The organism is Micromonospora chersina, from assembly GCF_900091475.1.
Classification (GTDB): domain Bacteria; phylum Actinomycetota; class Actinomycetes; order Mycobacteriales; family Micromonosporaceae; genus Micromonospora; species Micromonospora chersina.
In genome coordinates, this window is sequence record NZ_FMIB01000002.1 from 5,957,614 (window position 1) to 5,981,707 (window position 24,094).

At 75.0% G+C, this 24,094-nt stretch carries 25 protein-coding genes; 17 read left to right on the forward strand and 8 right to left on the reverse strand.

The genetic code is table 11. The features are described 5' to 3' along the window. Positions 1 to 14 precede the first annotated feature (14 nt). Both GA0070603_RS27830 and GA0070603_RS27835 read left to right on the forward strand, forming a co-directional pair. Positions 15 to 590: a hypothetical protein gene (locus tag GA0070603_RS27830; RefSeq protein WP_139131943.1), complete on the forward strand. Its 576-nt coding sequence runs from the start codon at positions 15 to 17 to the stop codon at positions 588 to 590. A 211-nt stretch (positions 591 to 801) separates the two neighbouring features. Continuing rightward, positions 802 to 2,016 (forward strand): PP2C family protein-serine/threonine phosphatase, encoded by a 1,215-nt coding sequence (locus tag GA0070603_RS27835; protein ID WP_244282625.1) that lies wholly within the window; start codon positions 802 to 804, stop codon positions 2,014 to 2,016. 8 nt (positions 2,017 to 2,024) lie between these two features. Here GA0070603_RS27835 and GA0070603_RS27840 read toward each other — a convergent pair whose 3' ends face one another. Beyond that, entirely contained in the window at positions 2,025 to 2,591 is a 567-nt protein-coding gene (locus GA0070603_RS27840; protein WP_091319862.1) for a TetR/AcrR family transcriptional regulator, read from the reverse strand. Positions 2,592 to 2,651: 60 nt separating this feature from the next. On the opposite strand from GA0070603_RS27840, the gene GA0070603_RS27845 reads away from it, so the two are divergent. Continuing rightward, the gene (locus GA0070603_RS27845; RefSeq protein ID WP_091319863.1) at positions 2,652 to 3,137 is read left to right on the forward strand and encodes an FBP domain-containing protein; all 486 of its coding nucleotides are present in this window, start codon (positions 2,652 to 2,654) and stop codon (positions 3,135 to 3,137) included. 15 nt (positions 3,138 to 3,152) lie between these two features. Here the strand turns inward: GA0070603_RS27845 and GA0070603_RS27850 are convergent, their stop codons facing one another. Further along, positions 3,153 to 4,220: a DNA glycosylase AlkZ-like family protein gene (locus GA0070603_RS27850; RefSeq protein ID WP_091322364.1), complete on the reverse strand. Its 1,068-nt coding sequence runs from the start codon at positions 4,218 to 4,220 to the stop codon at positions 3,153 to 3,155. Positions 4,221 to 4,287: 67 nt separating this feature from the next. Between GA0070603_RS27850 and GA0070603_RS27855 the strand changes: the two genes are divergently transcribed. Further along, entirely contained in the window at positions 4,288 to 4,620 is a 333-nt protein-coding gene (locus tag GA0070603_RS27855) for a PadR family transcriptional regulator (RefSeq protein WP_091319868.1), read from the forward strand. Further along, positions 4,614 to 5,588 carry a hypothetical protein gene (locus tag GA0070603_RS27860; RefSeq protein ID WP_244282626.1) on the forward strand — a complete coding sequence of 325 codons (975 nt, stop codon included), beginning with the start codon at positions 4,614 to 4,616 and terminating at the stop codon, positions 5,586 to 5,588. Before GA0070603_RS27855 ends, GA0070603_RS27860 begins: the two co-directional genes overlap by 7 nt. 40 nt (positions 5,589 to 5,628) lie before the next feature. On the opposite strand, the gene GA0070603_RS27865 is transcribed toward GA0070603_RS27860, so the two are convergent. After that, on the reverse strand, positions 5,629 to 6,903 hold the full coding sequence (locus GA0070603_RS27865) for a M48 family metallopeptidase (protein WP_091319871.1): 1,275 nt from the start codon (positions 6,901 to 6,903) through the stop codon (positions 5,629 to 5,631). Between the two features lie 61 nt (positions 6,904 to 6,964). Beyond that, positions 6,965 to 7,396: a hypothetical protein gene (locus GA0070603_RS27870; RefSeq protein ID WP_139131944.1), complete on the reverse strand. Its 432-nt coding sequence runs from the start codon at positions 7,394 to 7,396 to the stop codon at positions 6,965 to 6,967. Between the two features lie 154 nt (positions 7,397 to 7,550). On the opposite strand from GA0070603_RS27870, the gene GA0070603_RS27875 reads away from it, so the two are divergent. The 5 genes from GA0070603_RS27875 to GA0070603_RS27895 all read left to right on the forward strand — a co-directional run bounded on the left by GA0070603_RS27875 (position 7,551) and on the right by GA0070603_RS27895 (position 11,561). Then, positions 7,551 to 7,754: a hypothetical protein gene (locus tag GA0070603_RS27875; RefSeq protein ID WP_187399692.1), complete on the forward strand. Its 204-nt coding sequence runs from the start codon at positions 7,551 to 7,553 to the stop codon at positions 7,752 to 7,754. A 161-nt stretch (positions 7,755 to 7,915) separates the two neighbouring features. Further along, complete coding sequence (locus GA0070603_RS27880; RefSeq protein ID WP_341864945.1) at positions 7,916 to 8,779, forward strand: histone; 864 nt, start codon at positions 7,916 to 7,918, stop codon at positions 8,777 to 8,779. Positions 8,780 to 8,890: 111 nt separating this feature from the next. Continuing rightward, on the forward strand, positions 8,891 to 10,327 hold the full coding sequence (locus tag GA0070603_RS27885) for an RNB domain-containing ribonuclease (RefSeq protein ID WP_091319881.1): 1,437 nt from the start codon (positions 8,891 to 8,893) through the stop codon (positions 10,325 to 10,327). 62 nt (positions 10,328 to 10,389) lie between these two features. Further along, a complete protein-coding gene (npdG, locus tag GA0070603_RS27890) occupies positions 10,390 to 11,088 on the forward strand; it encodes an NADPH-dependent F420 reductase (RefSeq protein ID WP_091319884.1) in 699 nt (232 codons plus the stop codon). Between the two features lie 29 nt (positions 11,089 to 11,117). Then, entirely contained in the window at positions 11,118 to 11,561 is a 444-nt protein-coding gene (locus GA0070603_RS27895; RefSeq protein WP_091319885.1) for a VOC family protein, read from the forward strand. Between the two features lie 45 nt (positions 11,562 to 11,606). On the opposite strand, the gene panB is transcribed toward GA0070603_RS27895, so the two are convergent. After that, on the reverse strand, positions 11,607 to 12,452 hold the full coding sequence (panB, locus tag GA0070603_RS27900) for a 3-methyl-2-oxobutanoate hydroxymethyltransferase (RefSeq protein WP_091319887.1): 846 nt from the start codon (positions 12,450 to 12,452) through the stop codon (positions 11,607 to 11,609). 125 nt (positions 12,453 to 12,577) lie between these two features. Continuing rightward, entirely contained in the window at positions 12,578 to 14,338 is a 1,761-nt protein-coding gene (locus GA0070603_RS27905; protein ID WP_091319889.1) for an NAD+ synthase, read from the reverse strand. A 152-nt stretch (positions 14,339 to 14,490) separates the two neighbouring features. On the opposite strand from GA0070603_RS27905, the gene glnA reads away from it, so the two are divergent. From glnA to GA0070603_RS27925, 4 genes are all read left to right on the forward strand, one after another. Continuing rightward, a complete protein-coding gene (glnA, locus tag GA0070603_RS27910; RefSeq protein WP_091319891.1) occupies positions 14,491 to 15,840 on the forward strand; it encodes a type I glutamate--ammonia ligase in 1,350 nt (449 codons plus the stop codon). Between the two features lie 82 nt (positions 15,841 to 15,922). Continuing rightward, complete coding sequence (locus tag GA0070603_RS27915) at positions 15,923 to 16,348, forward strand: DUF350 domain-containing protein (protein ID WP_091319893.1); 426 nt, start codon at positions 15,923 to 15,925, stop codon at positions 16,346 to 16,348. 32 nt (positions 16,349 to 16,380) lie between these two features. After that, complete coding sequence (locus GA0070603_RS27920; protein ID WP_091319898.1) at positions 16,381 to 17,073, forward strand: helix-turn-helix transcriptional regulator; 693 nt, start codon at positions 16,381 to 16,383, stop codon at positions 17,071 to 17,073. A 97-nt stretch (positions 17,074 to 17,170) separates the two neighbouring features. Next, positions 17,171 to 17,542 (forward strand): VOC family protein, encoded by a 372-nt coding sequence (locus tag GA0070603_RS27925; RefSeq protein ID WP_091319902.1) that lies wholly within the window; start codon positions 17,171 to 17,173, stop codon positions 17,540 to 17,542. A 128-nt stretch (positions 17,543 to 17,670) separates the two neighbouring features. Here the strand turns inward: GA0070603_RS27925 and GA0070603_RS27930 are convergent, their stop codons facing one another. Next, a complete protein-coding gene (locus GA0070603_RS27930; protein WP_091319905.1) occupies positions 17,671 to 18,135 on the reverse strand; it encodes a hypothetical protein in 465 nt (154 codons plus the stop codon). Between the two features lie 180 nt (positions 18,136 to 18,315). Here GA0070603_RS27930 and GA0070603_RS27935 point away from each other — a divergent pair, with 180 nt between their 5' ends. Then, positions 18,316 to 19,200 (forward strand): Vgb family protein, encoded by an 885-nt coding sequence (locus GA0070603_RS27935; RefSeq protein ID WP_091319908.1) that lies wholly within the window; start codon positions 18,316 to 18,318, stop codon positions 19,198 to 19,200. 91 nt (positions 19,201 to 19,291) lie between these two features. On the opposite strand, the gene GA0070603_RS27940 is transcribed toward GA0070603_RS27935, so the two are convergent. After that, positions 19,292 to 20,221 carry a S66 peptidase family protein gene (locus GA0070603_RS27940; RefSeq protein ID WP_091319912.1) on the reverse strand — a complete coding sequence of 310 codons (930 nt, stop codon included), beginning with the start codon at positions 20,219 to 20,221 and terminating at the stop codon, positions 19,292 to 19,294. A 65-nt stretch (positions 20,222 to 20,286) separates the two neighbouring features. Between GA0070603_RS27940 and GA0070603_RS27945 the strand changes: the two genes are divergently transcribed. Continuing rightward, positions 20,287 to 21,057, forward strand: a complete 771-nt coding sequence (locus GA0070603_RS27945; protein WP_091319914.1) for a type 1 glutamine amidotransferase — start codon at positions 20,287 to 20,289, stop codon at positions 21,055 to 21,057. Position 21,058: 1 nt separating this feature from the next. Further along, positions 21,059 to 24,082, forward strand: coding sequence for a bifunctional [glutamine synthetase] adenylyltransferase/[glutamine synthetase]-adenylyl-L-tyrosine phosphorylase (locus GA0070603_RS27950; RefSeq protein WP_091319916.1), 3,024 nt, complete (start codon positions 21,059 to 21,061; stop codon positions 24,080 to 24,082). Positions 24,083 to 24,094 lie beyond the last annotated feature (12 nt).

Consider the following 24,094-nt stretch of genomic DNA (forward strand, 5'->3'; position numbering starts at 1 on the left):
AGAGAGGCTCGCCCATGCGTCGATGGCCGGTGCTGGTGTCGGCGCTGCTGCTCGTCGCGGCGGCGGGCGTCTTCGTCGTGTGGTCGATGTCCGGGCGTGACGGGCGGAAGCTGCCGCCTGGACCGTTGCGCGACCGGCTCGCCACGCGGGTCGTCGAGGTGCTCGAACGCGACCCAACCTTCCGGACTGAGGTCACCCGCGAACCGGGGCCGCGCCCTGTTTGCGTGGCGTCGGTGTTTGGGGTGGCGCCGGATGGGGCCGACACGGTGGACGAGGTCCGCACCATCTACACGTGGGTGAACTGCCTGTGGCTGAGGCCCGCAGATATCGCCAGGGGGCCGGCCGGTCTCGACCTCAGGGACCTTTCCGGGCTGGGGATGCCGATCGCCTTGCACCTGGGGCCACCCGTCACGTACGAGGCACCGGAGGACGGTGAAGGAAACCCGGACAGCGTCCGGCGGATCTTTCCCAGATCGCTGGAAGCGGCCGCCTTCTCCCATCCCTGGCCCTCGGCACAGGAGGAGCTCCGGCAACGGGTTCTACAGGTAGTGGCCTCATCGGCGCCCTCGCCGTCTCCATCGCACTCCTAACGCCACTTGATCGTCACGGGGCGGGACCAGACGCGAGTCGGTGACCTACCGGGTGCGCTACTTCGCCCGGGGCATGGACCCTGGCAAGACCTACCTCGGTGAGCCGAGGGTCACCGCGCGGTCCGGTTGTCCGGTTCCGCCCACCTCCTGGGACGCCTGTTCCGCAGGCTGGCAGGAGCGGAATTTGCGGGGGCGCAACTAGGATCGTGGCGTGGTCCGGGCGGAGGTCATGCGGGACGAGCAGCGGTTGCGCCGTATCGAGGCGGTGACCGATGCCACGCTGTCCCGACTCGATGTCGCCGACCTCTTCGACGAGCTGCTCGACCGGGTGCGGGACCTGCTCCAGGTCGACACGGCAGCGATCCTCCTGCTCGACGTCCGTGCCCAGCAGCTGGTGGCCACCGCCGCCCGGGGGCTGGAGGAGGAGGTCCGGCAGGGTTTCCGGGTCTCCGTCGGGCGCGGGTTCGCCGGTCAGGTCGCGCTCACCCGGCAGCCGGTGATCCTCCAGACCGTCACCTCCGACAACGTGGTCAACCCGATCCTGCTGGAGACCGGCGTGCAGTCCCTGCTGGGCGTGCCGATCCTGGCCCGGGGCGAGCTCGTCGGGGTCCTGCACGTGGGCACCCTGACGCCCCGGCGGTTCGACCTCGACGACGTCCGCCTGCTCGAACTGGTCGCCGACCGGGTCAGTCTGGCCAGCCGCGCCCGCGAGAACACGCTGGACCAGGCCGCCGCCCTGGCGCTGCAGCGCAGCCTCATCCCCACCGAGCTGCCCCACCTGCCCGGCCTGGAGCTGGCCGGCCGGTACGTCCCGGGCCACGCCTCCGGTGTCGGCGGCGACTGGTACGACGTCTTCACCCTGCCCTCCGGCTGGGTGGGTGTCGTCGTCGGCGACGTCTCCGGGCACGGGCTCCAGTCCGCCGTCGTGATGGGCCGGGTACGCAGCGCGCTGCGCGCCTACGCGCTGGTCTGCGACGACCCGGCGGAGGCGCTCACCCTGCTCGACCGGAAGGTGGTCCACTTCGAGGCCGGCAGCCTGACCACGGCCCTGTACGCGATGATCTCGCCCGACCGGGGAACGCTGTGCGTCTCGGTGGCGGGCCACCCGCGTCCCGTCCTGGCCGGGCCCGGCTGCCCGAACACGGTGGTGGCGGCGCACATCGATCCGCCGCTCGGCGCCGGCCGCCAGCAGCAGCGGCGGCACAGCACGACGTTCGACTTCCCACCCGGCTCGGTCCTGGTCGCGTACACCGACGGCCTCGTCGAGCGGCGCGGGGAGCTGTTCGACACCGGTGTGGCCCGGCTGACCGAGGCCGTTCCGCTGGCCCCGGTCGACACCGTGACGGCGACCGTCATGGCGACCCTGGACACCGAGCACCCGGCCGACGACATCGCGCTGCTGGCCGTCCGCCGGCCGCTCGGGTAGCCCTCAGGTCACCGCGGCCAGTTCCGCAGCAGGGCGTCGAGGGCGTCCAGGGTGCGGGACCAGGTGGCGTCGGTCGTCCGCGGGGTGTGGCGGAAGCCGCCCGCCCGCTCCAGCGACACGTAGCCGTGGAAGGTGCTGTGCAGCAGGCGTACCGCGTCCGTCTGGTCGGGCTCGGCCAGCTCGTAGCCGCGCAGGATCGCCCGGGTCATCTCCGCGTGCCGCCGCGCCGCGCTCGCCTCCGCCGTCTCCCGGTCGAGTTGCAGCTGGGCCGCGGCGTACCGGCCGGGGTGCGCGATGGCGTAGCCGCGGTAGGCGTTGGCGAAGGCCACCAGCGCGTCCTTGCCCGCCCGGCCGGCGAGGGCGTCGGCGGCCCGGTCGGCCATCTCCGCCAGGGCCAGCACGGCCACCCGGGCCCGCAGCTCCTGGGCGCTCCTGAGGTGGAAGTACAGGCTGGCGTCCTTCACCCCGAACCGGCGGGCGAGCGCCGAGACGGTCACGTTCTCGAAGCCGACCTCGTCGGCCATCTCCGCCGCCGCCAGGGTCAGGCGTTCGACAGTCAACCCGGTACGGGCCATGTGTCCCACTCCACATCTAGGTGCTCTAGTTCTCTATCTAGAGGGTCTAGACTAGCGCCTATGACACCCCTGGCCGAGCCCGACATCCGGGCCTCCTTCGTCAATTGCACCAAGGGCGAGGCGAAACGCCTGGCCCTGCCCCGGGATCTCGCCGAGCGGCCGTGGGCGGACCTCGACTTCCTCGGCTGGCGCGACCCCGCGTCGGCCGAGCGCGCGTACCTGGTCGCCGGGTCCGGCACCGGGCTGCTCGGGGTGGTCCTGCGGGTGGCGCCCCAGGCCGGGCACGTCCGGCGGAGCATGTGCTCGCTCTGCCTGACCACCCACACCGGGGACGGCGTCTCGCTGATGACCGCCCGCAAGGCGGGGCGGGAGGGCCGGGCCGGCAACTCGGTCGGCAGCTACCTCTGCACCGACCTCGCCTGCTCGCTCTACCTGCGGGGGAAGAAGAACGCCGGACGACGCCTCGAAGAGTCCATCACGCTCGCCGAGAAGATCGACCGGACCACGACCAACCTGGCCGCCTTCCTCCAGCAGGTCGTCGGCTAGGCCCGCGCCGACCCCTCACTGTCGACGGACGCCGCCGGCCAGGCCCAGCCAGGCGGCCAGCGCGGACAGTTCCGCGTCCACGGCGGCGGCCAACTCGGCGGTGAACGGCACGTCCTGGTGGACCGCGTCGACCCGCAGCACCGACGCCTTCCGGTCGGCGGTCGCGTCCACCTTGCCCACCAGCCGGTCGTGGTGCAGCACCGGCAGCGCGAAGTAGCCCCAGCGCCGCTGGGCCCGCGGCACGTACATCTCCAGCCGGTAGTCGAAGTCGAACAGCTCCAGAGCGCGCCTCCGGTCGTGCGCCAGCCGGTCGAAGGGGGAGAGCAGCGCGGTGCGCCCGGCGAAGGGCGCGCCGTCGAGCGCCGCCGGATCGACCCGCCAGGCGCCGGCCGTACCCTCGATCTCCGCCGGCTCGCCGGCCTCGCCGACCACCAGCGGGCGGGCGACGCCGAGCGAGCGGAGCAGCTGCTCGTCGCGGAGCCGGCGGGCCTCCTCGGCGGGAACCGCCGGCGTGCCGGGCGGGTAGACCCGCTCGGCGAGGTCCCAGGTGCGTTGCCGGCCGACCCGGCCGGCGACGGCGATCTCGCCGCGTGCGGCGAGGAACTCCAGCATCTGGGTGACGTTGCGGTTGTTCGTCCAGCCCGTCGAAGGCCACGGGACCGCGCTCCGGTCCTCGACGTCGCGGCTGAGCAGCGGACCGGCGTCGCGCAGCAGGTCCAGCACGTAGCGGCGGAAGGCGTCGTTCGCGGCCAGCCAGTCGCGGTGCCGACCCGGCTCGGGCCAGGCGGCCATCTCGGCGAGGTGCAGCCGCAGGTCGGTCATCGGCCGCACCATGGCCCGGTGCTCGAACAGGCTGCGGTCCCGCTCCAGCGCCCGGGTCAGGTCGCTGGGCCGGTAGCCGGCGCCCAGCCGGGTCCAGGCGACCAGGTCGGCGTTGGGGGCGATCGCGGCGGTGGGGTCGATCTGGAGGAACGTCAACCGGTCCACCAGCGCCAGCAGGTCGGTGGGGCGGCGCGCGTCGAGCAGTTGGGCGCGGACGGCGACCCGGCGGGCGGTGGCGCGGTCGAGCCGGTGCGGAACCATGCCGGCGAGACTAGCCGGGCGGCCGGCGGGCCGGCGCACCTATGTAGAGTTCCGATACAGTGCCTCCATGCGGATGACGATCCCGGTGGCGAGGGTGCTCTCCGCGCTCCTCGCCGACCCCGAGGCGCCGCGTTACGGGCTCGACCTCATGCGGCTCACGGACCTGCCCAGCGGCACGCTCTACCCGGTGCTGCACCGGCTGCGGGCCGCCGGCTGGCTCGCCGCCGAGTGGGAGGACATCGACCCGGTCGCCGCCGGCCGGCCCGCCCGCCGCTACTACCGGCTCACCGGCGACGGGGTGCGCGCCGCCCGGCTGGCGCTCGCCGAGCTGCGCGCCCTCGCCCCCGAGGGCAGGCCGTCGCGGGGCGGGGCCGAGCCGACCGGAGCCCCGGCGTGGTGACCCGCCGGCTGGCCGCGGTGCTGCTGCGCGCGGCGGCGAGGCGCTGGCCGGCGGAACTGCGCGACGAACTGGTCCGGGAGTGGGACGCCGAACTGCGCGTCCTGGCCGGGCGCGGACAGCGGTGGCGGATGCTGGGCTTCGCCGCGAGCCTGGCCGCCAGCCGGGTCGGCGCCCCGGTCGTCGACCGGGCCGTGCCGGAGCGGCGGCTGCGGCGTACCGCCCGGGTGCTGCTGCTCGCCCCGCCGGCGTGCGTCGCGGCCGTCGCGGTCGCCGCCGTGGTGATGAGCCTGGCGTACGCCGTGCTCGGCGCCGGCGTCACCTGGGCGACCGCGGCGCAGTTGCCGCTCTGGTCCGGCCTGACCGCCGGGGCGGGCGTGCTGCTCGCACTCCTCGTCACCCGGGCCGCGCGGCGGACCGTACGCACCGGACCGCTGGCCACCGCGCTCGGCGTCGTGCTGCCGATCGGGCTGACCGTGACGGTGGTCCTCGCCGCGCTCGCGGGCCGGAACGACCGGGGCGTGCCGGGCGCCGTGCCCGGTCTGCTGCTCTGGCTCGCCCTGCTGGTGCCGGCCCTCTGGGTCGCGGGGATCCTCGCCCGCCGGGGACGGACCCGTCTGGCCTGGGCCGTCGGGGTCCTCGGCGCGCTTGTCGCGGCCGACGCCGCGGTCGTCCTGGCGGTGGTCTCGGCCATCCCGGCGACCCCCGCCGGGCCGGTCGCGGGCGGCCTGCCCGCGGACACGGTGGACCGGGTCTCGGCCCCACTCTGGCTGTTCACCTGCTGGACCGACTCGTCGCTCGGGCTGCCCCGGCCCACCGCCTGGGAACGGTTCCTCATCACCGACCGGGTGCTCGTCGAGCCCGTCTTCTACCTGGCCTGCACCCCCTACGCGGTGGCGTACGCCGTCGCCGCGGCCCGGCCGGCGCCGGCCACCGCACCCGTGCCGGAGCCCGTCCCGTCACCGGCCTGAGCCCGCCGGCCGATCCGTGACGGCGCGGCACCGGGCGGGGTCAGCCCTCCCAGGCCACGATCCGACCGGCCCGCTCGTAGTGCCGGGTCAGCTCCGCGTCGATCCGCTCGGTCCGGGCCTCGGTGAGCACCACGGCGGGGTCCTGCCAGGACCGCGCGGTGAGCATCCGGTGGCGCAGGCCCGCCGGGGGATGGGTGGCGAACAGAGACGTCTCCTCCCGGACGGAGAGCTGCCGCAGCAGCGGTAGCCGGTCGGCCGCGGCGGCCAGCGACCGGGCCGTCCCGGCACGCCAGGCCTCCGGCCCGTGTCCGCCCCGGGCCCCCTGGCGCACCGCCAGCGCCACCGAGTCGGTCCTGAGCATGACGTCGAGCAGGCGGGTCGCGCCCGTCGTGCCGGCGGCCCGGGCGGACATCTCGTCGGCCAGGTACTCGGCCCGCTGGCTGCCGCGCAGCGCGGTCGCGGCCAGCGTCAGGTGACCGACGAAGAGGACCCGGGACAGCGTCCAGGACACCATCCGGCCCAGCCACTCGCCGATCAGCACCACCAGGCCCGCCCCGTGCGTGCCGGGCACCGGGCGGAACAGGTCGGCCGCGGAGCCGAGCATGGTCAGCGCGGGCTGGGTCAGCGGCCCCCGTCGCACGTCGCCGTTGACGAAATGGCCGAGCTCGTGACCGAGCAGCGCGACCCGGGCCGGCCCGTCCAGCGCGCCCCACAGCGGCAGGCCGAGGCAGAGCAGTCGTCGCCGGCGCAGCCCCACCGCGGTCGCGTACGCGTTGACGTCGGCGTTCACCCCCAGCACATGCGGCACCGGCGCGCCGATCCGGCTCGCCACCTCCTCGACCAGCGCGTGCAGTTCGGGCGCCTCCGCGCGGGTGAGCACCTCCACGTCCGCCGGGACGCGGCCGAAGCGGGGTCGCAGCGCCGCCGCCAGCCCGATCAGCGCCAGGCCGACCATGACCGCGAAGTTCGGGAACGGGTACGCGAACAGCAGCCACACCCCGGTCACCGCCAGGGCCAGCACCCCGACCAGGAGCAGCAGCGAGACGCCGACGGTCAGCGCGTCAGCGACACCCCACCCGGTCGACGCCAACGGCCGGCCGACCAGCGTGGCGTACTGCTGGCGGGTCAACCGGGCGGCCAGCCGGTAGGTCCGCCGGTCGATCCAGGACCAGCCCAGCTCCGGCTGCTGGCGCGCCCGGTCGTAGCCGTCGAGGTTCCATTCGCAACCGGCGCACCAGGGCAGCGCCTCGCGGATCGACACCGTCGCCGCGCCGCACTCCGGACACGCCCCCGTGCCGGCCATCGTGGTGATCATGAGCGGTGATCCTGGCGGGAAGCGGACCTTACGGGTACCGGCCGTTCGGGGGAGGCCCCGGTCAGTGGGGGCAGGGCAGCCGCTCCAGCGGGGCGGGGCTGTTCCCCCGGCGCACCACCTGCGCGAAGCAGCCGTCGGCGTCGGCCCGCTGCCAGCCGAACACCGACGCGGCGGTCTTCGCCACGCGCACCCGGAAGACCAGCCGGACCTCGGCGACGCCCGCCGCCACCGTGAGGACCTCGACGCCGTCGACGGTGCCGGCGGCGCGCCGCAGGTCCGCCTCCCGGGCCGACGGCTCGGCCAGCAGGACGGCCCGGGTGCGTTGGGCGGTGGCCGTCACCTCGCGGTCGGCCCGCCGTTCCAGCCGATGCTGGGACCGGTCCCGCAGCAGCGGCACCCCCACCGCGAGCCCGACCGCCACGAGAGCCGCCAGCGCCGTCCCCACCGCCAGCCGGCGGCGCAGGCGGGCCGACCGTCCTCCCCCGAAGCGCACCCGGGGATTGTCCGACACCGACCCGGCAGCCGGCTGCCCCGTCTTTCGCCGTTCCCGCACGGCACCGCCCTGACCAGGTCTAATGTGGAGGACATCGGCGACTATTTACGGCGTTCCGGTGGCGGCCGGGCGGTTCACGGTGCACAGTGATCGCATGAGCGACGACGGACGTGGTGGGCGCTACTACTGGTGCACGCGACACCACCGGGTCGAGACCGATGCCGACGTGTGCCCCGCGAAGCACGTTCTCGGACCGTACGCCTCAGCCGCCGACGCGGAGAACGCCCTGCAACAGGTGCGGGAGCGCAACGAAGCGTGGGAAGCCGAGGACGCCCGTTGGGCCGGGGAGGACAGGTAGACGGCGCGGGACGGCCCGCGTCGAGGTGATCCGTGCTCCGCGAGGGCGCGAGCACGTCCCCAGGAAAGGGAACCGAGATGGCCGAAGCACAGCAGGCCACCCCCCGCCCGACCGCGAAACGGACGACCGCGAAGAGGACCACCGCGGGCAGGACGACGACGGTGACCAAGGCGTCCCCGAACGCCTCCGGCGCCGGTGCCGGCCGGGTGCCGGCGAAGACCGGGGCCGCCCGGAAGACCGCCGCCAAGAAGGTCGTGTCGGCCGCCCGGAAGGCGCCGGCGAAGAAGGCCCCGGCCACGAAGACCACGGCCAAGAAGGCGCCCGCCACGAAGGCCACCACCAAGAAGACCACCGCGGCCGCGAAGAAGACCGCGCCCGCCAAGAAGACCGCGCCCGCCAGGAAGACCACGGCCGCCAGGAAGACCACGGCGGCGAAGAAGGCCCCGGCCCGGAAGACCACGGTCGCCGCGAAGAAGGCTCCGGCCGCGAGGAAGACCGCCGCCGCGAAGAAGGCGCCGGCGCGGAAGACCACCACGGCGGCGGCGAAGACCACCGCGGCGAAGAAGGCCCCGCCGAAGAAGACGGCGGCGAAGAAGACGACGGCGGCGAAGAAGGCCCCGGCGAAGAAGACCACCGCCGCCCGCAAGGTCACCTCCACCGGGCAGAAGGCCACCGCCGCGGTGAAGAAGACCGCCGCGAAGAAGGCGCCCGCGAAGAAGGCCCCGGCGAAGAAGACCACCGCCGCCAAGGCCGCCGTGAGCCGCCCGAGCGGTGGCGCCCGCAAGGCGGCGGCGAAGAAGGCGCCGGCCAGGAAGGCCACCGGCACCTCGTCCGCCACGGCCCGCAAATCGGCGGGCCGCAAGGCCACCTCCGCGGCCTCGTCGGTCGGCCCCGTCGAAGCCCGGACGAGCACCTCGACGGGAACCCACAAGCGGCTCACCGCCGCCCGGAAGCCGGCCGGCACGCGGGTCGTGGCCGGCCGGTCCACGGCCAAGCCGGGAGGCACCGCGCGGACCGCGCGCTGACCTGCGCCCACCGCCGGCGGCGACTCCGGCGCGGGGCATCCGACGCCGCGCACCGACCGGGAGCCACCGGCCGGTGAGCGGATCACGCGGGGCGCTGTCAGGATTGACCCCGTGGTGATCCGACGCGTACTGGCGCCCCGCATCGACTTCGGCGCGCTGCGCCGCGAGCTGGGACTTCCCGAAGACTTCCCGGCCGCGGCGCAGCGCGAGGCCGACGCGGCCGCCGCCGCGCCGCTGCCGGCCGTCGCCGACCGGACCGACATCCCGTTCGTCACCGTCGACCCGGCGACCTCGCGTGACCTCGACCAGGCCATGCACCTCGCCCGCCGGCCCGGTGGCGGTTTCCGCGTCCGGTACGCGATCGCCGACGTCTTCACCCACGTCCGCCCCGGCGGCGAGTTGGAGGCGGAGACCTGGCGCCGGGGGCAGACCGTCTACCTGCCCGACGGGAACGTGCCGCTGCACCCGCACACGCTCAGCGAGGGAGCGGCCAGCCTGCTGCCCGACGCCGACCGGGCGGCGGTGCTCTGGACCATCGACCTCGACGCCGACGGCGCCACGGTCGCCGTCACGCTGGAGCGGGCCCGGGTGCGCAGCCGGGCCAAGCTCGACTACTCCGGGGTGCAGCGCGACGCCGACGCCGGCCGGCTGCCCGAGCCGATCGCCCTGCTGCCCGAGATCGGCGCCCTGCTCACCGCCCGCGGGCTGCGCCGGGGCGCGATCAACCTGCCGCTGCCCGAGCAGGACGTCGAACCGGACGGCGACGGCTGGCGGCTGGTGCTGCGCGGGCCCGGCCCGATGGAGGAGCACAACGCGCAGATCTCCCTGCTCACCGGGATGGCCGCCGCCGACCTCATGCTGGCCGGGCGGATCGGGCTGCTGCGCACCATGCCGCCACCCCGGCCGGAGGCGGTCGACCGGTTGCGGCTGGCCGCCGGGCCGCTCGGCGTGTCCTGGCCGGCCGGCACGCCGGTCGGCGCGGTGCTCGCCGGGCTGGACGCCTCGCAGCCCCGCGCGGCGGCCTTCGTCGACCAGGCCGCCGAGCTGATGCGCGGGGCCGCGTACACGGCGTTCGACGGGCAGGTGCCCGAGCAGCCCGAGCACGGCGGGGTGGCCGCCGCGTACGCCCACGTGACGGCGCCGCTGCGCCGGCTCGCCGACCGGTACGCGACCGAGGTGTGCCTGGCCCTGCACGACGGCCGGGAGGTGCCCGAGCACGTGCGGGCCGCGCTGCCGAAGCTGCCCGAGGTGATGGCGACGACCGACCGGACCGCGTCCGCGGCCACCCGGGGCGCCGTGGAGCTGGCCGAGGCGGTGCTGCTGGCGCACCGGGTGGGGGAGACCTTCGAGGCGGCGGTGCTCGACGTGGACGAGCCGCGGCCGACGGGCAACGGCCGGGCGGGCCGCCCGCCCGGCGGCACCGTCGCCCTGGACGAGCCGCCGGTGCGCGGCCGCTGCACGGGTGATCTGCCGCTCGGCGAGCGCGTCCGGGTCCGCCTGACCGCCGCCGACCCGGCCCAGCGCAAGGTGGCCTTCGAGCGGGCGTGAGGCGGGGATTGTCACAGCGCCCGGCCGCGCTGCCGGGCGGTGACCTTTGCGAGGATGAGCGCATGGCTTACGACGCGACCACGCTGCCCGACGTCTCCGGGCTGACCGTCGGCATCATCGGTGGCACCGGCGACCAGGGGCGGGGTCTCGCCTACCGGTTCGCCCGCGCCGGGCAGACCGTGCTGATCGGCTCCCGCGCCGCCGACCGGGCCGCCCAGGCCGCCGCCGAGATCGCCGCCCTGCCCGGCGTGCCGGCCGGTGCCACGGTCTCCGGCGCGGACAACGACGAGGTCGCCCGCCGCAGCGACGTGGTGATCATCGCGGTGCCGTGGGACGGGCACGCCGCCATCGTGGCGGCGCTGGCCGCCCCGCTCGCCGGCAAGATCGTCATCGACTGCGTCAACCCGCTCGGCTTCGACAAGCAGGGCCCGTACGCGTTGACCGTGGCCGAGGGCAGCGCCGTGCAGCAGGCCGCCGGGCTGCTGCCGGACTCCCGGGTCTGCGCCGCGTTCAACCACGTGAGCGCGCCGCTGCTGGCCGACCCGGAGGTCGACCGGATCGACCTGGACGTGCTGATCTGCACCGAGGACCGGGACCTGGTGGGTGTGGTCGCCGCGCTCGCCGCCCGGATCCCGGGGATGCGGGGCATCTACGCCGGCCGGCTGCGCAACGCCCACCAGATCGAGGCGTTCACCGCCAACCTCATCGCGATCAACAAGCGCTACAAGGCGCACGCCGGCATCCGCGTCACCGACCTCTGACCGTCGTACCCGTGCGGCACCATCGCCGCATGGAATGGCAACTGGTGATCGACTGTCGGGAGCCGTCGCGGCTCGTCGCGTTCTGGGCGGAGGCGCTGCGCTACCGGCCGCAGCCACCGCCGGACGGGCACCCGACCTGGCGGGACTGGTACCTCTCGGTGGGCATCCCGGCGGAGGAACTCGGCGACGGCGACTGCGCCGACCGGCTGGAGGACCCGACGGGCGGCGGCCCGCGGATCTGGTTCCAGCCGGTCCCGGAGTCCAAGGCGGTCAAGAACCGGCTGCACATCGACCTGAAGGTGGGTGGCGGCCGCGGGGTGCCGCTGGCCGACCGGCGGTCCCGCGTGGACGCCGAGGTGGCCCGCCTGACCGCGCTCGGCGCCCGGGTGCTCGGCGGGATGGACGCGCCGGACGACGACTACTACTCGGTCCAGCTGGCCGACCCGGAGGGCAACGAGTTCTGCGTGGTCTGACCGGTGCGGGCGGCGCGGCCGACAGCCGCGCCGCCCGGCGTACGGTCAGAAGGTGTGTTCGGCGGCGGGGAACTCGCCGCCGCGCACCTCCTCGGCGAACCGGCGGGTGGCGTCGGTCAGCGCGCCGGCCAGGTCGGCGTAGCGCTTGACGAAGCGCGGCGCCTTGCCGGTGCGCAGCCCGGCCATGTCCTGCCAGACCAGCACCTGCCCGTCGGTGTCCGGGCCGGCGCCGATGCCCACGGTGGGGATGCGCAGCTCGGCGGTGATCCGCTTGGCCACCTCACCGGGCACCATCTCCAGCACCACGGCGAAGGCGCCCGCCTCGGCCACGGCCCGGGCGTCGGCGATCACCTCCTCGGCGGTGTCGCCGCGGCCCTGCACCCGGTAGCCGCCCAGGGTGTGCTCGCTCTGCGGGGTGAAGCCGATGTGCGCCATCACCGGGATGCCCGCCCCGACGATCGCCTCGATCTGGGCGGCGCAGCGCCGGCCGCCCTCCAGCTTCACCGCGTGGCAGCCGCCCTCCTTCATGAACCGCACCGCGGTCCGCAGCGCCTGCGTCGGCCCCTCCTCGTAGGAGCCGAAGGGCAGGTCACCGACGATCAGCGCCTGCCGGGTCGCCCGAACCACCGCGCGGACCAGGGGCAGCAGCTCCTCGGCGGTCACCGGCAGGGTGGTCTCGTAGCCGAACACGTTGTTCGCCGCCGAGTCGCCGACCAGCAGCACCGGAATCCCCGCCTGGTCGAAGATCGAGGCGGTGTACTGGTCGTACGAGGTGAGCATCGCCCAGCGCTCGCCGCGCTCCTTGGCAGCGATCAGGTCGCGGGTGCGGACCCGCCGGGTGGCCGGCCCGCCGTAGAGGGCGGTCACCTCGGTCGGGGTGGACTCCACCATGACTCTCTCCTTCCTCGAGGCCGCGTTCGCGGTCCCCGGGTTCCGCCGCGATCGTCGCACCGGGGCACCGGCCGGGGGCAGGGCGGAGTGGAGGATTTCACTCCCGGCGGGCCGCCGGGACCGGGTCAGCCGTCCTCGCGCCAGCGGTTGGTGATGGGCAGCCGCCGGTCGCGGCCGAACGCCTTGATGGAGATCTTGGTGCCGGGGGCGGACTGCCGGCGCTTGTACTCGGCGGTATCCACCATCCGCAGCACCCGGTCCACGATCGCCGGGTCGTGGCCGGACGCCACCAGGCCCTCCCGCCCCAGGTCGCCGTCGACGTAGCCGATCAGGATGGGGTCGAGCACGTCGTACTCCGGGAGGCTGTCGCTGTCGAGCTGGCCGGGGCTCAGCTCGGCCGACGGCGGCTTGCCGATCGAGCTCTCCGGGATGGGCGGCGTCTCGCCGCGCCGCTCCGCGTCGGCGTTGCGCCACTTGGCCAGCCGCCAGATCAGCGTCTTCCAGACGTCCTTGACCGGGTTGTAGCCGCCCACCGAGTCGCCGTACAGGGTGGAGTAGCCGACCGCCAGCTCGCTCTTGTTGCCGGTGGTGAGGACCAGGTGGCCCTCCTGGTTCGACAGCGCCATGAGGATCACGCCACGCACCCGCGCCTGGAGGTTCTCCACGGTCACCCCGGAGAGCGACATGTTGGCCAGGAAGGTGTCCACCATGGGCTGGATCGGCTCGATCCGGAAGTCGAGGCCGGTCCGCTTGGCCAGCTCCTCGGCGTCGGCGCGGGAGTGCTCGGAGGAGTGCTGGCTGGGCAGCGACACCCCGACCACCCGGTCGGGGCCGAGCGCGTCGACGGCCAGCGCCGCCACCACCGCCGAGTCGATGCCGCCGGAGAGGCCGAGTACCACCGACGGGAAGCGGTTCTTGTTGACGTAGTCGCGCAGGCCGACCACCAGCGCCTGCCAGACCTCCGCCTCGTCGGCGACCGGCGCGATGATCCCGCCGACCGCGACCTCGCCCACGGGCGCCGGGGGGAGGATGTCGCTGACCTTGGCCCGGACGATCCGCATGCCGCCGGCGGCCTGCTCGCCGTCGACCGGCTCCTTGGCCGGCGGCAGGTCGACGTCGTGCACCAGCAGGTGCTCGACGAACTGGGGCGCCCGGGCCAGCAGCGTGCCGGTCGCGTCGACGATCATCGAGTCGCCGTCGTAGACCAGCTCGTCCTGGCCGCCGACCATGTTCACGTACGCGATGGCGGCGCCCGCCTCGGCCGCCCGGCGCCGGACCAGCGGCAGCCGGATGTCGTCCTTGTTCAGCTCGTACGGCGAGCCGTTGATGTTGAGCACCAGGCCGACGCCGGCGTGCCGCGCCACCGCGAACGGGCCGCCGGCCTGCCAGAGGTCCTCGCAGATGGTCAGCGCGACGTCCACCCCGCCGATCCGGACCACGGTCAGCGCGTCGCCGGAGACGAAGTAGCGGTCCTCGTCGAAGACGCCGTAGTTGGGCAGGTGGTGCTTGAAGTAGGTGGCCACCACCGCCCCGCCGTGCAGCAGCGCGGCCGCGTTGCGGGCCCCCTTGCCCGGCTCGGCGTCGGCGCTGACCTGCGGCGGGCCGTCCGCGTCGAGGTAGCCCACCAGGACCGGCAGGTCACCCAGGCCGTCGGCGGCCAGGTCGGCGGCGAGCCGGTGCAGCGCGGCCCGCGAGGCGGCGACGAAGGACCGGCGGAAGACCAGGTCCTCGACCGGGTAGCCGGTGAGCATCAGCTCCGGGAAGAGGGCTAGCTGGGCGCCGGCGTCGGCGGCCTTCCGGGTCCAAGCGCGGACCAGGTCGGCGTTGCCGGCGATGTCGCCGACCGTCGGGTCGACCTGGCACAGGGCGAGACGCAGGGTGGGCATGCCCTCATCTTGCCCCAGCGGAAGGGGCCGAATCCGACCGGACGCGGGAGACGCCGGGGGCGTAACGTCGGCGTAACGAGCCCGGTGGACACTGGGCGGTCAGGCCGGACCGGCCCGACCGGGTTCGGACGTATGTGTCGCGAGGGGTGGAAGTGGACCGTCAGCAGGAGTTCGTCCTCCGTACGCTGGAAGAGCGGGACATCCGGTTCGTCCGGCTGTGGTTCACCGACGTGCTCGGCACGCTCAAGAGCGTGTCGGTGGCCCCGGCGGAGCTGGAGGCGGCCTTCGAGGAGGGCATCGGCTTCGACGGCTCGGCCATCGAGGGTTTCGCCCGGGTCTTCGAGTCCGACATGGTGGCCATGCCCGACCCGACGACCTTCCAGGTCTTCCCGTTCGAGGGCGGGGTCAGCGGCGAGAGTGCCCGGATGTTCTGCGACATCCTGCTCCCGGACGGCAGCCCGTCGTGGGCCGACCCGCGGCACGTGCTGCGCCGGGCGCTGTCGAAGGCGGCCGAGAAGGGCTTCACCTTCTACACCCACCCGGAGATCGAGTTCTTCCTGCTGGAGAACGGCCCGCAGGACGGCTCGGTGCCCACCCCGGTGGACACCGGCGGCTACTTCGAGCACACCACCCACGCGGTGGCCCGGGACTTCCGCCGGCAGGCGGTGCTGGCGCTGGAGCGGATCGGCATCTCGGTGGAGTTCAGCCACCACGAGGTGGCCCCCGGCCAGCAGGAGATCGACCTGCGCTACGCCGACGCGCTGACCACCGCCGACAACATCATGACCTTCCGCCACGTGGTGAAGGAGGTCGCGCTCTCCACCGGCGTGCAGGCCAGCTTCATGCCGAAGCCCTTCACCGACCAGCCGGGCAGCGGCATGCACACCCACCTGTCGCTGTTCGAGGGGGAGCGCAACGCGTTCCACGACGCCGGCGACCCCATGAAGCTCTCCAAGGTGGCCAAGTCGTTCATCGCCGGCCTGCTCACCCACGCCCGGGAGTACACGGCCGTCACCAACCAGTGGGTCAACTCCTACAAGCGGCTCTTCCCGCAGCACCTGCCGGACCGGATCACCGAGAGCCCGGCGTACGTCTGCTGGGGTCACCTGAACCGGTCGGCGCTGGTCCGCGTGCCCGCCTACGGCAAGCCGAACTCGGCCCGGGTCGAGGTCCGCTCGCTGGACTCGGCGACCAACCCCTACCTGGCCTTCGCGGTCATGCTCGGCGCCGGCCTCAAGGGCATCGAGGAGGGCTACGAGCTGCCCCCGGGCGCCGAGGACGACGTGTGGTCGCTGAGCAGCGCCGAGCGCCGCGCCATGGGTTACGAGGCGCTGCCGGAGAACCTCGCCGAGGCGATCGACGTGATGGCCGGCTCCGAGCTGGTGGCCGAGGTGCTCGGCGAGCACGTCTTCGACTTCTTCCTGCGCAACAAGCGGGCCGAGTGGGAGCAGTACCGCCGCGAGGTCACCCCCTACGAGCGGGAGCGTTACCTGTCGCTCTAGATCATGGTGGTGCGGTGCCGCTATCGTCTGCGGCACCGCCCCGGCAGCCGCGTCGGGCGGGCGAGGCCGGGGAGGGCGTTCGGTGCTGGGAGACCTGCTCAACGGGGCGTGGCAGAGCATCGTGTTCGGGGTCGTCGGGGTGGCGCTGCTGGCCGCCGGCTTCCTGCTGGTCGACCTGCTCACCCCCGGCAAGCTGCGGGAGCTGATCTGGGTGCGCCGCAACGGCAACGCCGCGCTGCTGCTCGCCGCCAACCAGCTCGGCATCGCCGGCATCGTCTTCACGGCGATCCTCACCAGCTACAGCGACTTCGGCAAGGGGCTGGCCTCCACGATCATCTTCGGCCTGGTCGGCCTGCTCGTGATGGCGCTGGCCTTCTTCGTGCTGGACCTGCTCACCCCCGGCCGGCTCGGCGAGGTCATCTGCGCCGACGAGCCGCACCCGGCGGCCCGGGTCAGCGCGGCCACCCACTTCGGCGCCGCCCTGATCGTCTGCGCCTGCATCGCCTGAGCGCTGTCGTACCCGGGGCATAGCCTCCGGGCGTGAACCGCACCGACCGTCTCTACGCCCTCGTGGAGGAGCTGCGGGCCGTGTCGCCGCGACCGCGCAGCGCCCGCTGGCTGGCCGGGCGCTTCGAGGTCAGCACCCGCACCATCGAGCGGGACATCACCGCGTTGCAGGGTGCCGGGGTGCCGATCTGGGCCGAGCCGGGCCGCACCGGCGGCTACGTGGTCGACCGCGCCCGCACCCTGCCTCCGGTCAACCTCACCCCCGGCGAGGCGGTGGCGATGGCCGTCGCGCTGCACCGGCTGGGTGGCACGCCGTTCGCCCCGGCCGCCGGCGCGGCGCTGCGCAAGCTGGTCGCCGTGATGCCGCCCGCCGACGCCGCCGAGGCGCACCGGCTGGCCGGCCGGGTGCACCTGATCGGCGGCGGGCCGGCCACGCCCGTCCCGGCCGCCGTGGCCGACGCGGTGTCCGCCCGCCGCGTGCTCCGCCTGCGGTACGCCGACCGCGCCGGCGCGGTCTCGGCGCGGGACGTGGAACCGCTGGCCTACCTGGGCAACCCGACGCACTGGTACCTGGTCGCCTGGTGCCGGCTGCGCGGCGGGGTGCGCTGCTTCCGCACCGACCGGATCGTCTCGGTGCACCCGCTCGCCGAGGCGGTGACCCGCGAGCTGCGCCCCGAGGACCTGGACATCCCCGCCGGCCGGGTCCGTCCACTGAGCCTCGTGTGATCCGGTGGAAACACCGACAGGACGGTGTCGCGGAGGTGACCGAGGCTGACTCCTGACGACGCCGGCCGACCGGCCGGCGCGAGCCACAGGAGGAAGCATGTCCAGCACGCCCGTCACCTGGTTCGAGATCGGCTCCGACCGCCCGGCGGAGGCGGAGCGCTTCTACGCCGACCTGTTCGGCTGGACCTTCGAGGAGCAGGGCGGCCCGGGGGCGTCGTACCGGCAGACGGCCGCCGGTGGGGAGCGGGGGATCGGGGGCGCGATCCGCGCCACCGACGGCGACTCCCCGAACTACGCGATCTTCTACGCGGAGGTCACCGACGTGGCGGAGGCGTGCCGGCGGGCCGAGGCGGCCGGGGGCAAGGTGCTGGTGCCGGTGCGCACCACCCCGAGCGGGCTGATCTGGGCCCACGTGCTCGACCCGTCGGGCAACCGCATCGGTGTCTTCACCCCGCCCGCCGCCGGATGAGCGAACGGGTGCGTCCGTTGCCGTCCCGACGACAACAGACGCACCCGGAGCGCCGCGTTCGGTGGGTGGCCCGCCGGTGCCGGCCGGGAGGGAGGTGCGGCCGGTGCGGGTCGGCGGGGCCACCCGGGTCAGTTGCCGGGGCGGAAGTCCCCGCCGTGGTGGCCGTGACCGCCCGGGCCCGGGAAGACCCCGGCCTCGGCGGCCTTCAGCACCGCGTCGGCCTGCTCCTGGGTGAGCTTGCCGTCCTTGACGGCCTGGTCCAGCCGGTCCTTCAGCGCGGCCTGCCGGTCCTCGGTCGACGGCCGCTCGGGCCGGTCGGCCTGGCGCTGCTCGCGCAGCTTCTCCAGCGCCGCGGTGACCTTGTCGGTCGGGACGCCCAACTCCTTGGCGAGGGCCTCGGCGAACTCGGCCTGCCGGTCGGCCCGCTGCTGCTGCCGGTCGCTGTTCTGGTCGGTGCTCGTGCTGGCGCTCGGGGCCGGGCTCGGGCTCTTGTCGTCGGCGAGCGCCACCGTCGGGGCGGCGATCCCGACGCCGAGCACCCCGGCGGCGGCCAGGCCGGCCAGCAGGTGCTTCCTCGACATCTTGCGGATCATGCGGTTCTCCTCTGGGTGGTGGTGCGATGACGTCACCGACAGTGACCGGCGTAGCTGGGCGCGACCCGTGGCGAACCTGTCAGCGCGCTGGCAATCGCCCCCGAGAACCGGGACAAACCAGCTGCCGGGGCACGCGGCGGGCGGCAGGGTGGGCCGGTCACCGACGGAAGGCGAAGCCGCATGACGAACCCCTCCATCCGCGAGATCGGGCTGTCCGAACCGGGCTCGGGACCGTACGGGATCACCGCCGGCCCGGACGGGGCCCTGTGGCTGACGCTGGCCGGCACGGGTGGCGTCGCCCGGGTCGCGCCGGACGGCGAGGTGCGGACGTACCGCACCGATCCGGCGGAGAGCCGCCCGCTGATCATCACCACCGGCCCGGACGGCGCGCTCTGGTACACCCGCTCCGGCGACCACCGGCTGGGCCGGATCACCGTCGACGGGCGGACCAGTTCCGTGGCGCTCCCGCCGGGGACCGCGCCGTGCGGCCTGGCCGTCGGCCCGGACGGCGCCCTCTGGTACGCCGGCATGGGCGACGACACGGTCGGCCGGGTCACCGTCGACGGGGCGGTCACGACCTTCCCGCTGCCGGTCGCGAAGGGCTTCCCGTCGATGCTGGCCGCCGGGCCGGACGGCGCGCTCTGGCTCACCCTCCACCAGGCGAACGCGGTCGCCCGGGTCGCGCTGGACGGCCAGGTGACCCTGCACGCCCTGCCCACGGAGGCCGCCGGACCGGTCGGCATCACCCTCGGCGGCGACGGCGCGCTCTGGTTCGTCGAGATCGCCGCCGGTCAGCTCGGCCGGATCACCCCGGACGGGCGGATCGAGGAGTTCCCGCTGCCCGACCGCGCGGCCCGCCCGCACGCCATCGTGGCCGACCCGGCCGGCGGCTGCTGGTTCACCGAGTGGGCCGCCAACCGCGTCGGCCACATCGACAATTCCGGCCACATCACCAACCACCACCTGCCGACCCCCGGTTCGGAACCCCACGGCCTGACGGTGACCCCCGACGGCACGGTCTGGATCGCCCTGGAGACCGGCGCGGTCGCCCACCTGGCCCCCTGACCCCGGTGATCATGAGGTTGGCGGCGATTTGAAGATCCACGACTGCCGCCAACTTCATGATCGCCGCGGTGGGTTGGGGGGCCGGGCGGGGTCAGCGGACGGCTGGGGTCACTGTCAGGGTGCCGGTGGTGGCGTCGAGGACGGCTTGGGTGCCTACCGGGACGGTCAGTTGGTCGGGGCCGTGGCCGATGGGGAGGCCGCCGAGGACGGGGACGCCGAGGTCGCCGAGGCGGTCGGTGAGCACGTCCGTGATGGTGGTGTCCCAGCCGTCGGCGCACTCGGTGAACTGGCCCACCGCGACACCGGCGATCCCGTCGAGGGCGCCGCAGCGGCGCAGGTGGGTGAGCATCCGGTCGACCTTGTACGGCGGCTCCTGCACCTCCTCCACCAGCAGCACCGCCCCGGTCAGGTCGGGCATGTCCGGGGTGCCGATGGACGCGGTGATCAGGCACAGGTTGCCGCCGAGCAGCCGTCCCTCCGCCCGGCCGGGCACCCGGACGGCGTACGTCTCCTCCTCCTTCACCGCCTCCACGGTCACCGGTTCGGTGGTCATCAGCGCGGCGTGCAGGGACTCCGCCGAGCGGAGCGGGGTGCGGTCGTCCCGCCACGCCGCGCCCGGGCCGTGCACGCCGGCCAGCCGGGCGCCCCGCCAGAGCGCGAACTGCAACGCCGTGATGTCGGAGAAGCCGGCCACCACCTTCGGGTCGCGGCGGACCGCCGCCATGTCGACGAGGTCCACCACCCGCTGCGCGCCGTAGCCGCCCCGGGTGCAGATCACCCCACGGATCTCCGGGTCGGCGAACGCGGTGTTCAGGTCGGCGGCCCGCAGCTCGTCGGCGCCGGCCAGGTAGCCCTGGCGGGCGTACGCGTGCGGCGCGGGCACTGGCCGCAGCCCCCAGCCGGTGAGCAGCTCGATGCCGCGGGCCACCCGCTCCGGCCGGGTCGGTCCGGAGGGCGAGACCAGCATCACCTGGTCGCCGGGACGCAGGACCGGTGGGCGCAGGCAGTCGTCGGTGGCCACGACCGGAGCCTAGTGCGGCCGAGCCGGACCGACCGGGGTCGGGCGCACCGGATAGCCTCGACGTCGTGGCGACCGCGCTGGTGATCGAGAACGACCCGACCGACGACCTCCGCCGCCTGGGGGAGTGGCTCACCGAGGGGGGCCTGGACCTGTGGGTCCTGCGCCCGCACGCCGGCGACGAGCTGCCCGCCGACCTCGACGGGTACGTCGCCCTCGTGGTGCTCGGCGGCGAGCAGCAGGCCTACCCGCAGGCCGACGGGAGCCCCGGCGCGCCCTGGTTCCCGGCCCTCGAAGGGCTGCTGCGCAAAGCGGTCCGGCAGCGGATCCCCACCCTCGGCGTCTGCCTCGGCGGGCAGCTGCTCGCGACGGCCCACGCGGGCCAGGTCGAGCGCAGCCCGTCCGGGCCCGAGGTCGGGCCCGCGGTGGTCGGCAAGCGGGACGCCGCCGACACCGACCCGCTCTTCCGGTACGTCCCGCTGATGCCGGACGTGCTCCAGTGGCACTCCGACGAGATCACCGAGCTGCCGCACGGTGCCACCCTGCTGGCCGCGTCGACCCGCTACCCGCACCAGGCGTTCCGCCTCGGCGACCGGGCCTGGGGGCTCCAGTTCCACATCGAGTGCGACACCGCGATGATCGCCGACTGGGCCCGCGACTCCGACCTGCTGGCCGAGCTGGGCTACGACCCGGAGCTGGTGGTGGCCGCCTGCGACCGGGTGATGGCCGACGTGGAGGAGGTCTGGCAGCCGTTCGCCATCCGGTTCGCCGCCCTCGCCCTCGGCGAGCTGGACGACGCCACGATCCCGCGCCCCAGCCTGCCGCTGCTCGGGCACTGACGTGACCCGACCGACCCGGGGACGCCTGGCCCGCTACGGCTTCGCCGAGGGCGACGGCGGGGTGCGCGCGGCCGACCTGCTCGGTCCGGACGGCCTCGGACTGTGGCGCACCGAGGAGCAGGAACCCGCCGACGAAGCGGCCGGCGAGCTGCTCGCCGCGCTGTCCCGGGCCGCCGACCCCGACCTGGCGCTGCGCCAGCTGCACCGTCTCGTGGAGGCGGAACGGCGTACCGGTGCGGAGCCGGGGCTGCTGGACGCGCTCGCCGCCGACCCGGGGCTGCGCCGCCGCCTGGTCGCGGTCCTCGGCGCCTCCTCGGCGCTCGGCGACCACCTGGTGGCCAATCCCCACCAGTGGGCCGTGCTGGCCACCGAGCCGGACGGGCTCGCGCCCCGCGCCGACGGCCGGCTCGACCTGGCCGGCGCCGCCCGGCTGACCGCCGCCACCGGCCCGATCCCGGTGCTGCGGCAGGCGTACCGGTTGGCGCTGCTGCGGATCGCGGCGGCCGACCTGACCGGCGGGCGCGGCCTGGAGCAGACCATGGCGGCGCTGTCCGGGCTCGCCGACGCCACCCTGGCCGCCGCCTACGGCATCGCCGTGGACGAGCTGCCGGAGGGCACGCCCCGGCCCCGCCTGGCCGTGGTGGCCATGGGCAAGTGCGGCGGCGACGAGCTCAACTACGTCTCCGACGTGGACGTCATCTTCGTGGCCGCCACGGACGAGGACCTCGCGGCCGCCACCCAGGTCGCCACCCGGCTCATCCACGTCTGCGGGCTGGTCGCCTGGCCGGTCGACGCCGCGCTGCGTCCCGAGGGCAACCGGGGGCCGCTCGTCCGCACCCTCGCCAGCCACCTGGCCTACTACCGCCGCTGGGCCCGCACCTGGGAGTTCCAGGCGCTGCTCAAGGCCCGGCCGGCGGCCGGTGACCTGGCGCTGGCCCGGGAGTGGATCGACGCGCTCGCCCCGCTGGTCTGGACCGCGGCCGAGCGGCCGGAGGCGGTGGAGGACGTCCGGGCGATGCGCCGCAAGATCATCGACAACATCCCGCCGAAGGAGCTGGAACGCGAGATCAAGCGCGGCCCGGGCGGGCTGCGCGACATCGAGTTCGCCGTCCAACTGCTCCAGCTCGTGCACGGCCGGGGCGACGAGTCGCTGCGGGCGCCCGGCACCATCCCCGCGCTGCGCGCCCTTGTTGCCGGCGGCTACGTCGGCCGCGCCGACGGTGAGGCGCTGCTGCGCGGCTACCGCTTCCTGCGCGGCGTCGAGCACCGGCTCCAGCTCCAGGGGCTGCGCCGCACCCACACCGTGCCGACCGAGCCGGACGCGCTGCGCTGGCTGGCCGCCGCGCTCGGCCACGCGGCCACCCCGGGCCGCAGCGCCGTCGAGGAGTTCCGCGCCGAGTGGGTCACCCACGCCACCGAGGTACGCCGGCTGCACGCCAAACTGCTCTACCGGCCGCTGCTGGAGGCGGTCGCCCGGGTGCCGGCCGAGGGGCTGCGGCTCACCCCGGAGGCGGCCCGGCACCGGCTGGAGATCCTCGGCTTCGCCGACCCGGCCGGGGCGCTGCGGCACCTTCAGGCGCTCACCGGCGGCGTGAGCCGCACCGCCGCCATCCAGCGCACCCTGCTGCCGGTGCTGCTCAGCGAGTTCGCCGACGCGCCCGAGCCGGACCGCGGGCTGCTCAACTACCGGCAGGTCTCCGACAAGCTCGGCAGCACCCCCTGGTACCTGCGGCTGCTGCGCGACTCCGGCCCGGTGGCCCGCCGGCTGGCCCGGGTGCTCTCCTCCTCCCGGTACACCGCCGACCTGCTGGCCCGCGAGCCCGAGGCGCTGCGGCTGCTGGCCGAGGACACCGAGCTGACCCCCCGCCCGCGGGAGGTGCTCGCCGAGGGCTTCACCGCCGCGGCGGCCCGGCACCCCGACCCCGTCGAGGCCACCCGCGCCGTCCGCGCGCTGCGCCGCCGCGAGCTGGTCCGGCTCGCCTGCGCCGACGTGCTGAGCCGGGCCGGCGCGCTCGCCCCGCTCACCCCGCGGACGGCGGACGGCGGCGGGCGGCAGCCCACCCTGGCGGACGTCAGCGCCGTGGGCGTCGCCCTCTCCGACGTCGCCGACGCCACGCTGGCCGCCGCGCTGCGGACCGCCCGGGCCGCCCAGCCCGGACCGCCCGGCCTGCGCTTCGCGGTGATCGGCATGGGCCGGCTCGGCGGGCGCGAGTCGAACTACCTCTCCGACGCCGACGTGCTCTTCGTCTACGACCCGCCGCCGGGGGCCGACGAGCGGGCCGCCGGCGCCGCCGCGCACGCCGTCGCCGAGGAGCTGCGCCGGCTGCTGTCCGCGCCGGCCCCCGACCCGCCGCTCGGGGTCGACGCCGACCTGCGCCCCGAGGGCCGGCAGGGCCCGCTGGTCCGCAGCCTCGCCGCGTACGCCCAGTACTACGCCCGCTGGTCGAAGGTGTGGGAGGCGCAGGCGCTGCTGCGGGCCCGGTTCGTCTGCGGCGACGCCGACCTGGGCGCCGAGTTCGAGGCGCTCGTCGACCCGATCCGGTACCCCGCAGACGGGCTGACCCGCGAGCAGGTCGTGGAGATCCGCCGGATCAAGGCCCGGGTGGAGACCGAGCGGCTGCCCCGGGGCGCCGACCCGGCCACCCACACGAAGCTGGGCCGGGGCGGGCTCGCCGACGTGGAGTGGGCCGTGCAGCTGCTCCAGCTCCGGCACGCCGGCCGGCTGCCCGCGCTGCGCGGCACGCGTACCCTCGACGCCCTGGCCGCGGCCCGGGACGCCGGCCTGGTGGATGCCGAGGACGCGGCCGAGATGGCCGCCGGCTGGACCCTCGCCGCCCAGGTCCGCAACGCGCTCATGCTGGTCCGCGGCCGGGCCGGTGACCAGTTGCCCCGGCACGGGGTCGAGCTGGCCGGCGTGGTGCGGCTGCTCGGCGGGGACGACCCGGGGGAGTTCCTCGACGAGTACCTGCGCGCCGGCCGGCGCTCCCGCGCGGCCATGGAGCGGGTGCTCGACGCCCCGGCCTGACCGGCCTCGTCG

Bases quoted from the DNA above. Each gene is read 5' to 3' on its own strand.
- GA0070603_RS27925 (WP_091319902.1), top strand. From the start codon at position 17,171: ATGTCCAGCACGCCCGTCACCTGGTTCGAGATCGGCTCCGACCGCCCG.
- GA0070603_RS27850 (WP_091322364.1), bottom strand. From the start codon at position 4,220: ATGGTTCCGCACCGGCTCGACCGCGCCACCGCCCGCCGGGTCGCCGTC.
- GA0070603_RS27875 (WP_187399692.1), top strand. From the start codon at position 7,551: ATGAGCGACGACGGACGTGGTGGGCGCTACTACTGGTGCACGCGACAC.
- npdG (WP_091319884.1), top strand. From the start codon at position 10,390: ATGGCTTACGACGCGACCACGCTGCCCGACGTCTCCGGGCTGACCGTC.
- GA0070603_RS27905 (WP_091319889.1), bottom strand. From the start codon at position 14,338: ATGCCCACCCTGCGTCTCGCCCTGTGCCAGGTCGACCCGACGGTCGGC.
- GA0070603_RS27895 (WP_091319885.1), top strand. From the start codon at position 11,118: ATGGAATGGCAACTGGTGATCGACTGTCGGGAGCCGTCGCGGCTCGTC.
- GA0070603_RS27845 (WP_091319863.1), top strand. From the start codon at position 2,652: ATGACACCCCTGGCCGAGCCCGACATCCGGGCCTCCTTCGTCAATTGC.
- GA0070603_RS27855 (WP_091319868.1), top strand. From the start codon at position 4,288: ATGCGGATGACGATCCCGGTGGCGAGGGTGCTCTCCGCGCTCCTCGCC.
- GA0070603_RS27830 (WP_139131943.1), top strand. From the start codon at position 15: ATGCGTCGATGGCCGGTGCTGGTGTCGGCGCTGCTGCTCGTCGCGGCG.
- GA0070603_RS27840 (WP_091319862.1), bottom strand. From the start codon at position 2,591: ATGGCCCGTACCGGGTTGACTGTCGAACGCCTGACCCTGGCGGCGGCG.
- GA0070603_RS27865 (WP_091319871.1), bottom strand. From the start codon at position 6,903: ATGATCACCACGATGGCCGGCACGGGGGCGTGTCCGGAGTGCGGCGCG.
- GA0070603_RS27935 (WP_091319908.1), top strand. From the start codon at position 18,316: ATGACGAACCCCTCCATCCGCGAGATCGGGCTGTCCGAACCGGGCTCG.
- panB (WP_091319887.1), bottom strand. From the start codon at position 12,452: ATGGTGGAGTCCACCCCGACCGAGGTGACCGCCCTCTACGGCGGGCCG.
- GA0070603_RS27930 (WP_091319905.1), bottom strand. From the start codon at position 18,135: ATGATCCGCAAGATGTCGAGGAAGCACCTGCTGGCCGGCCTGGCCGCC.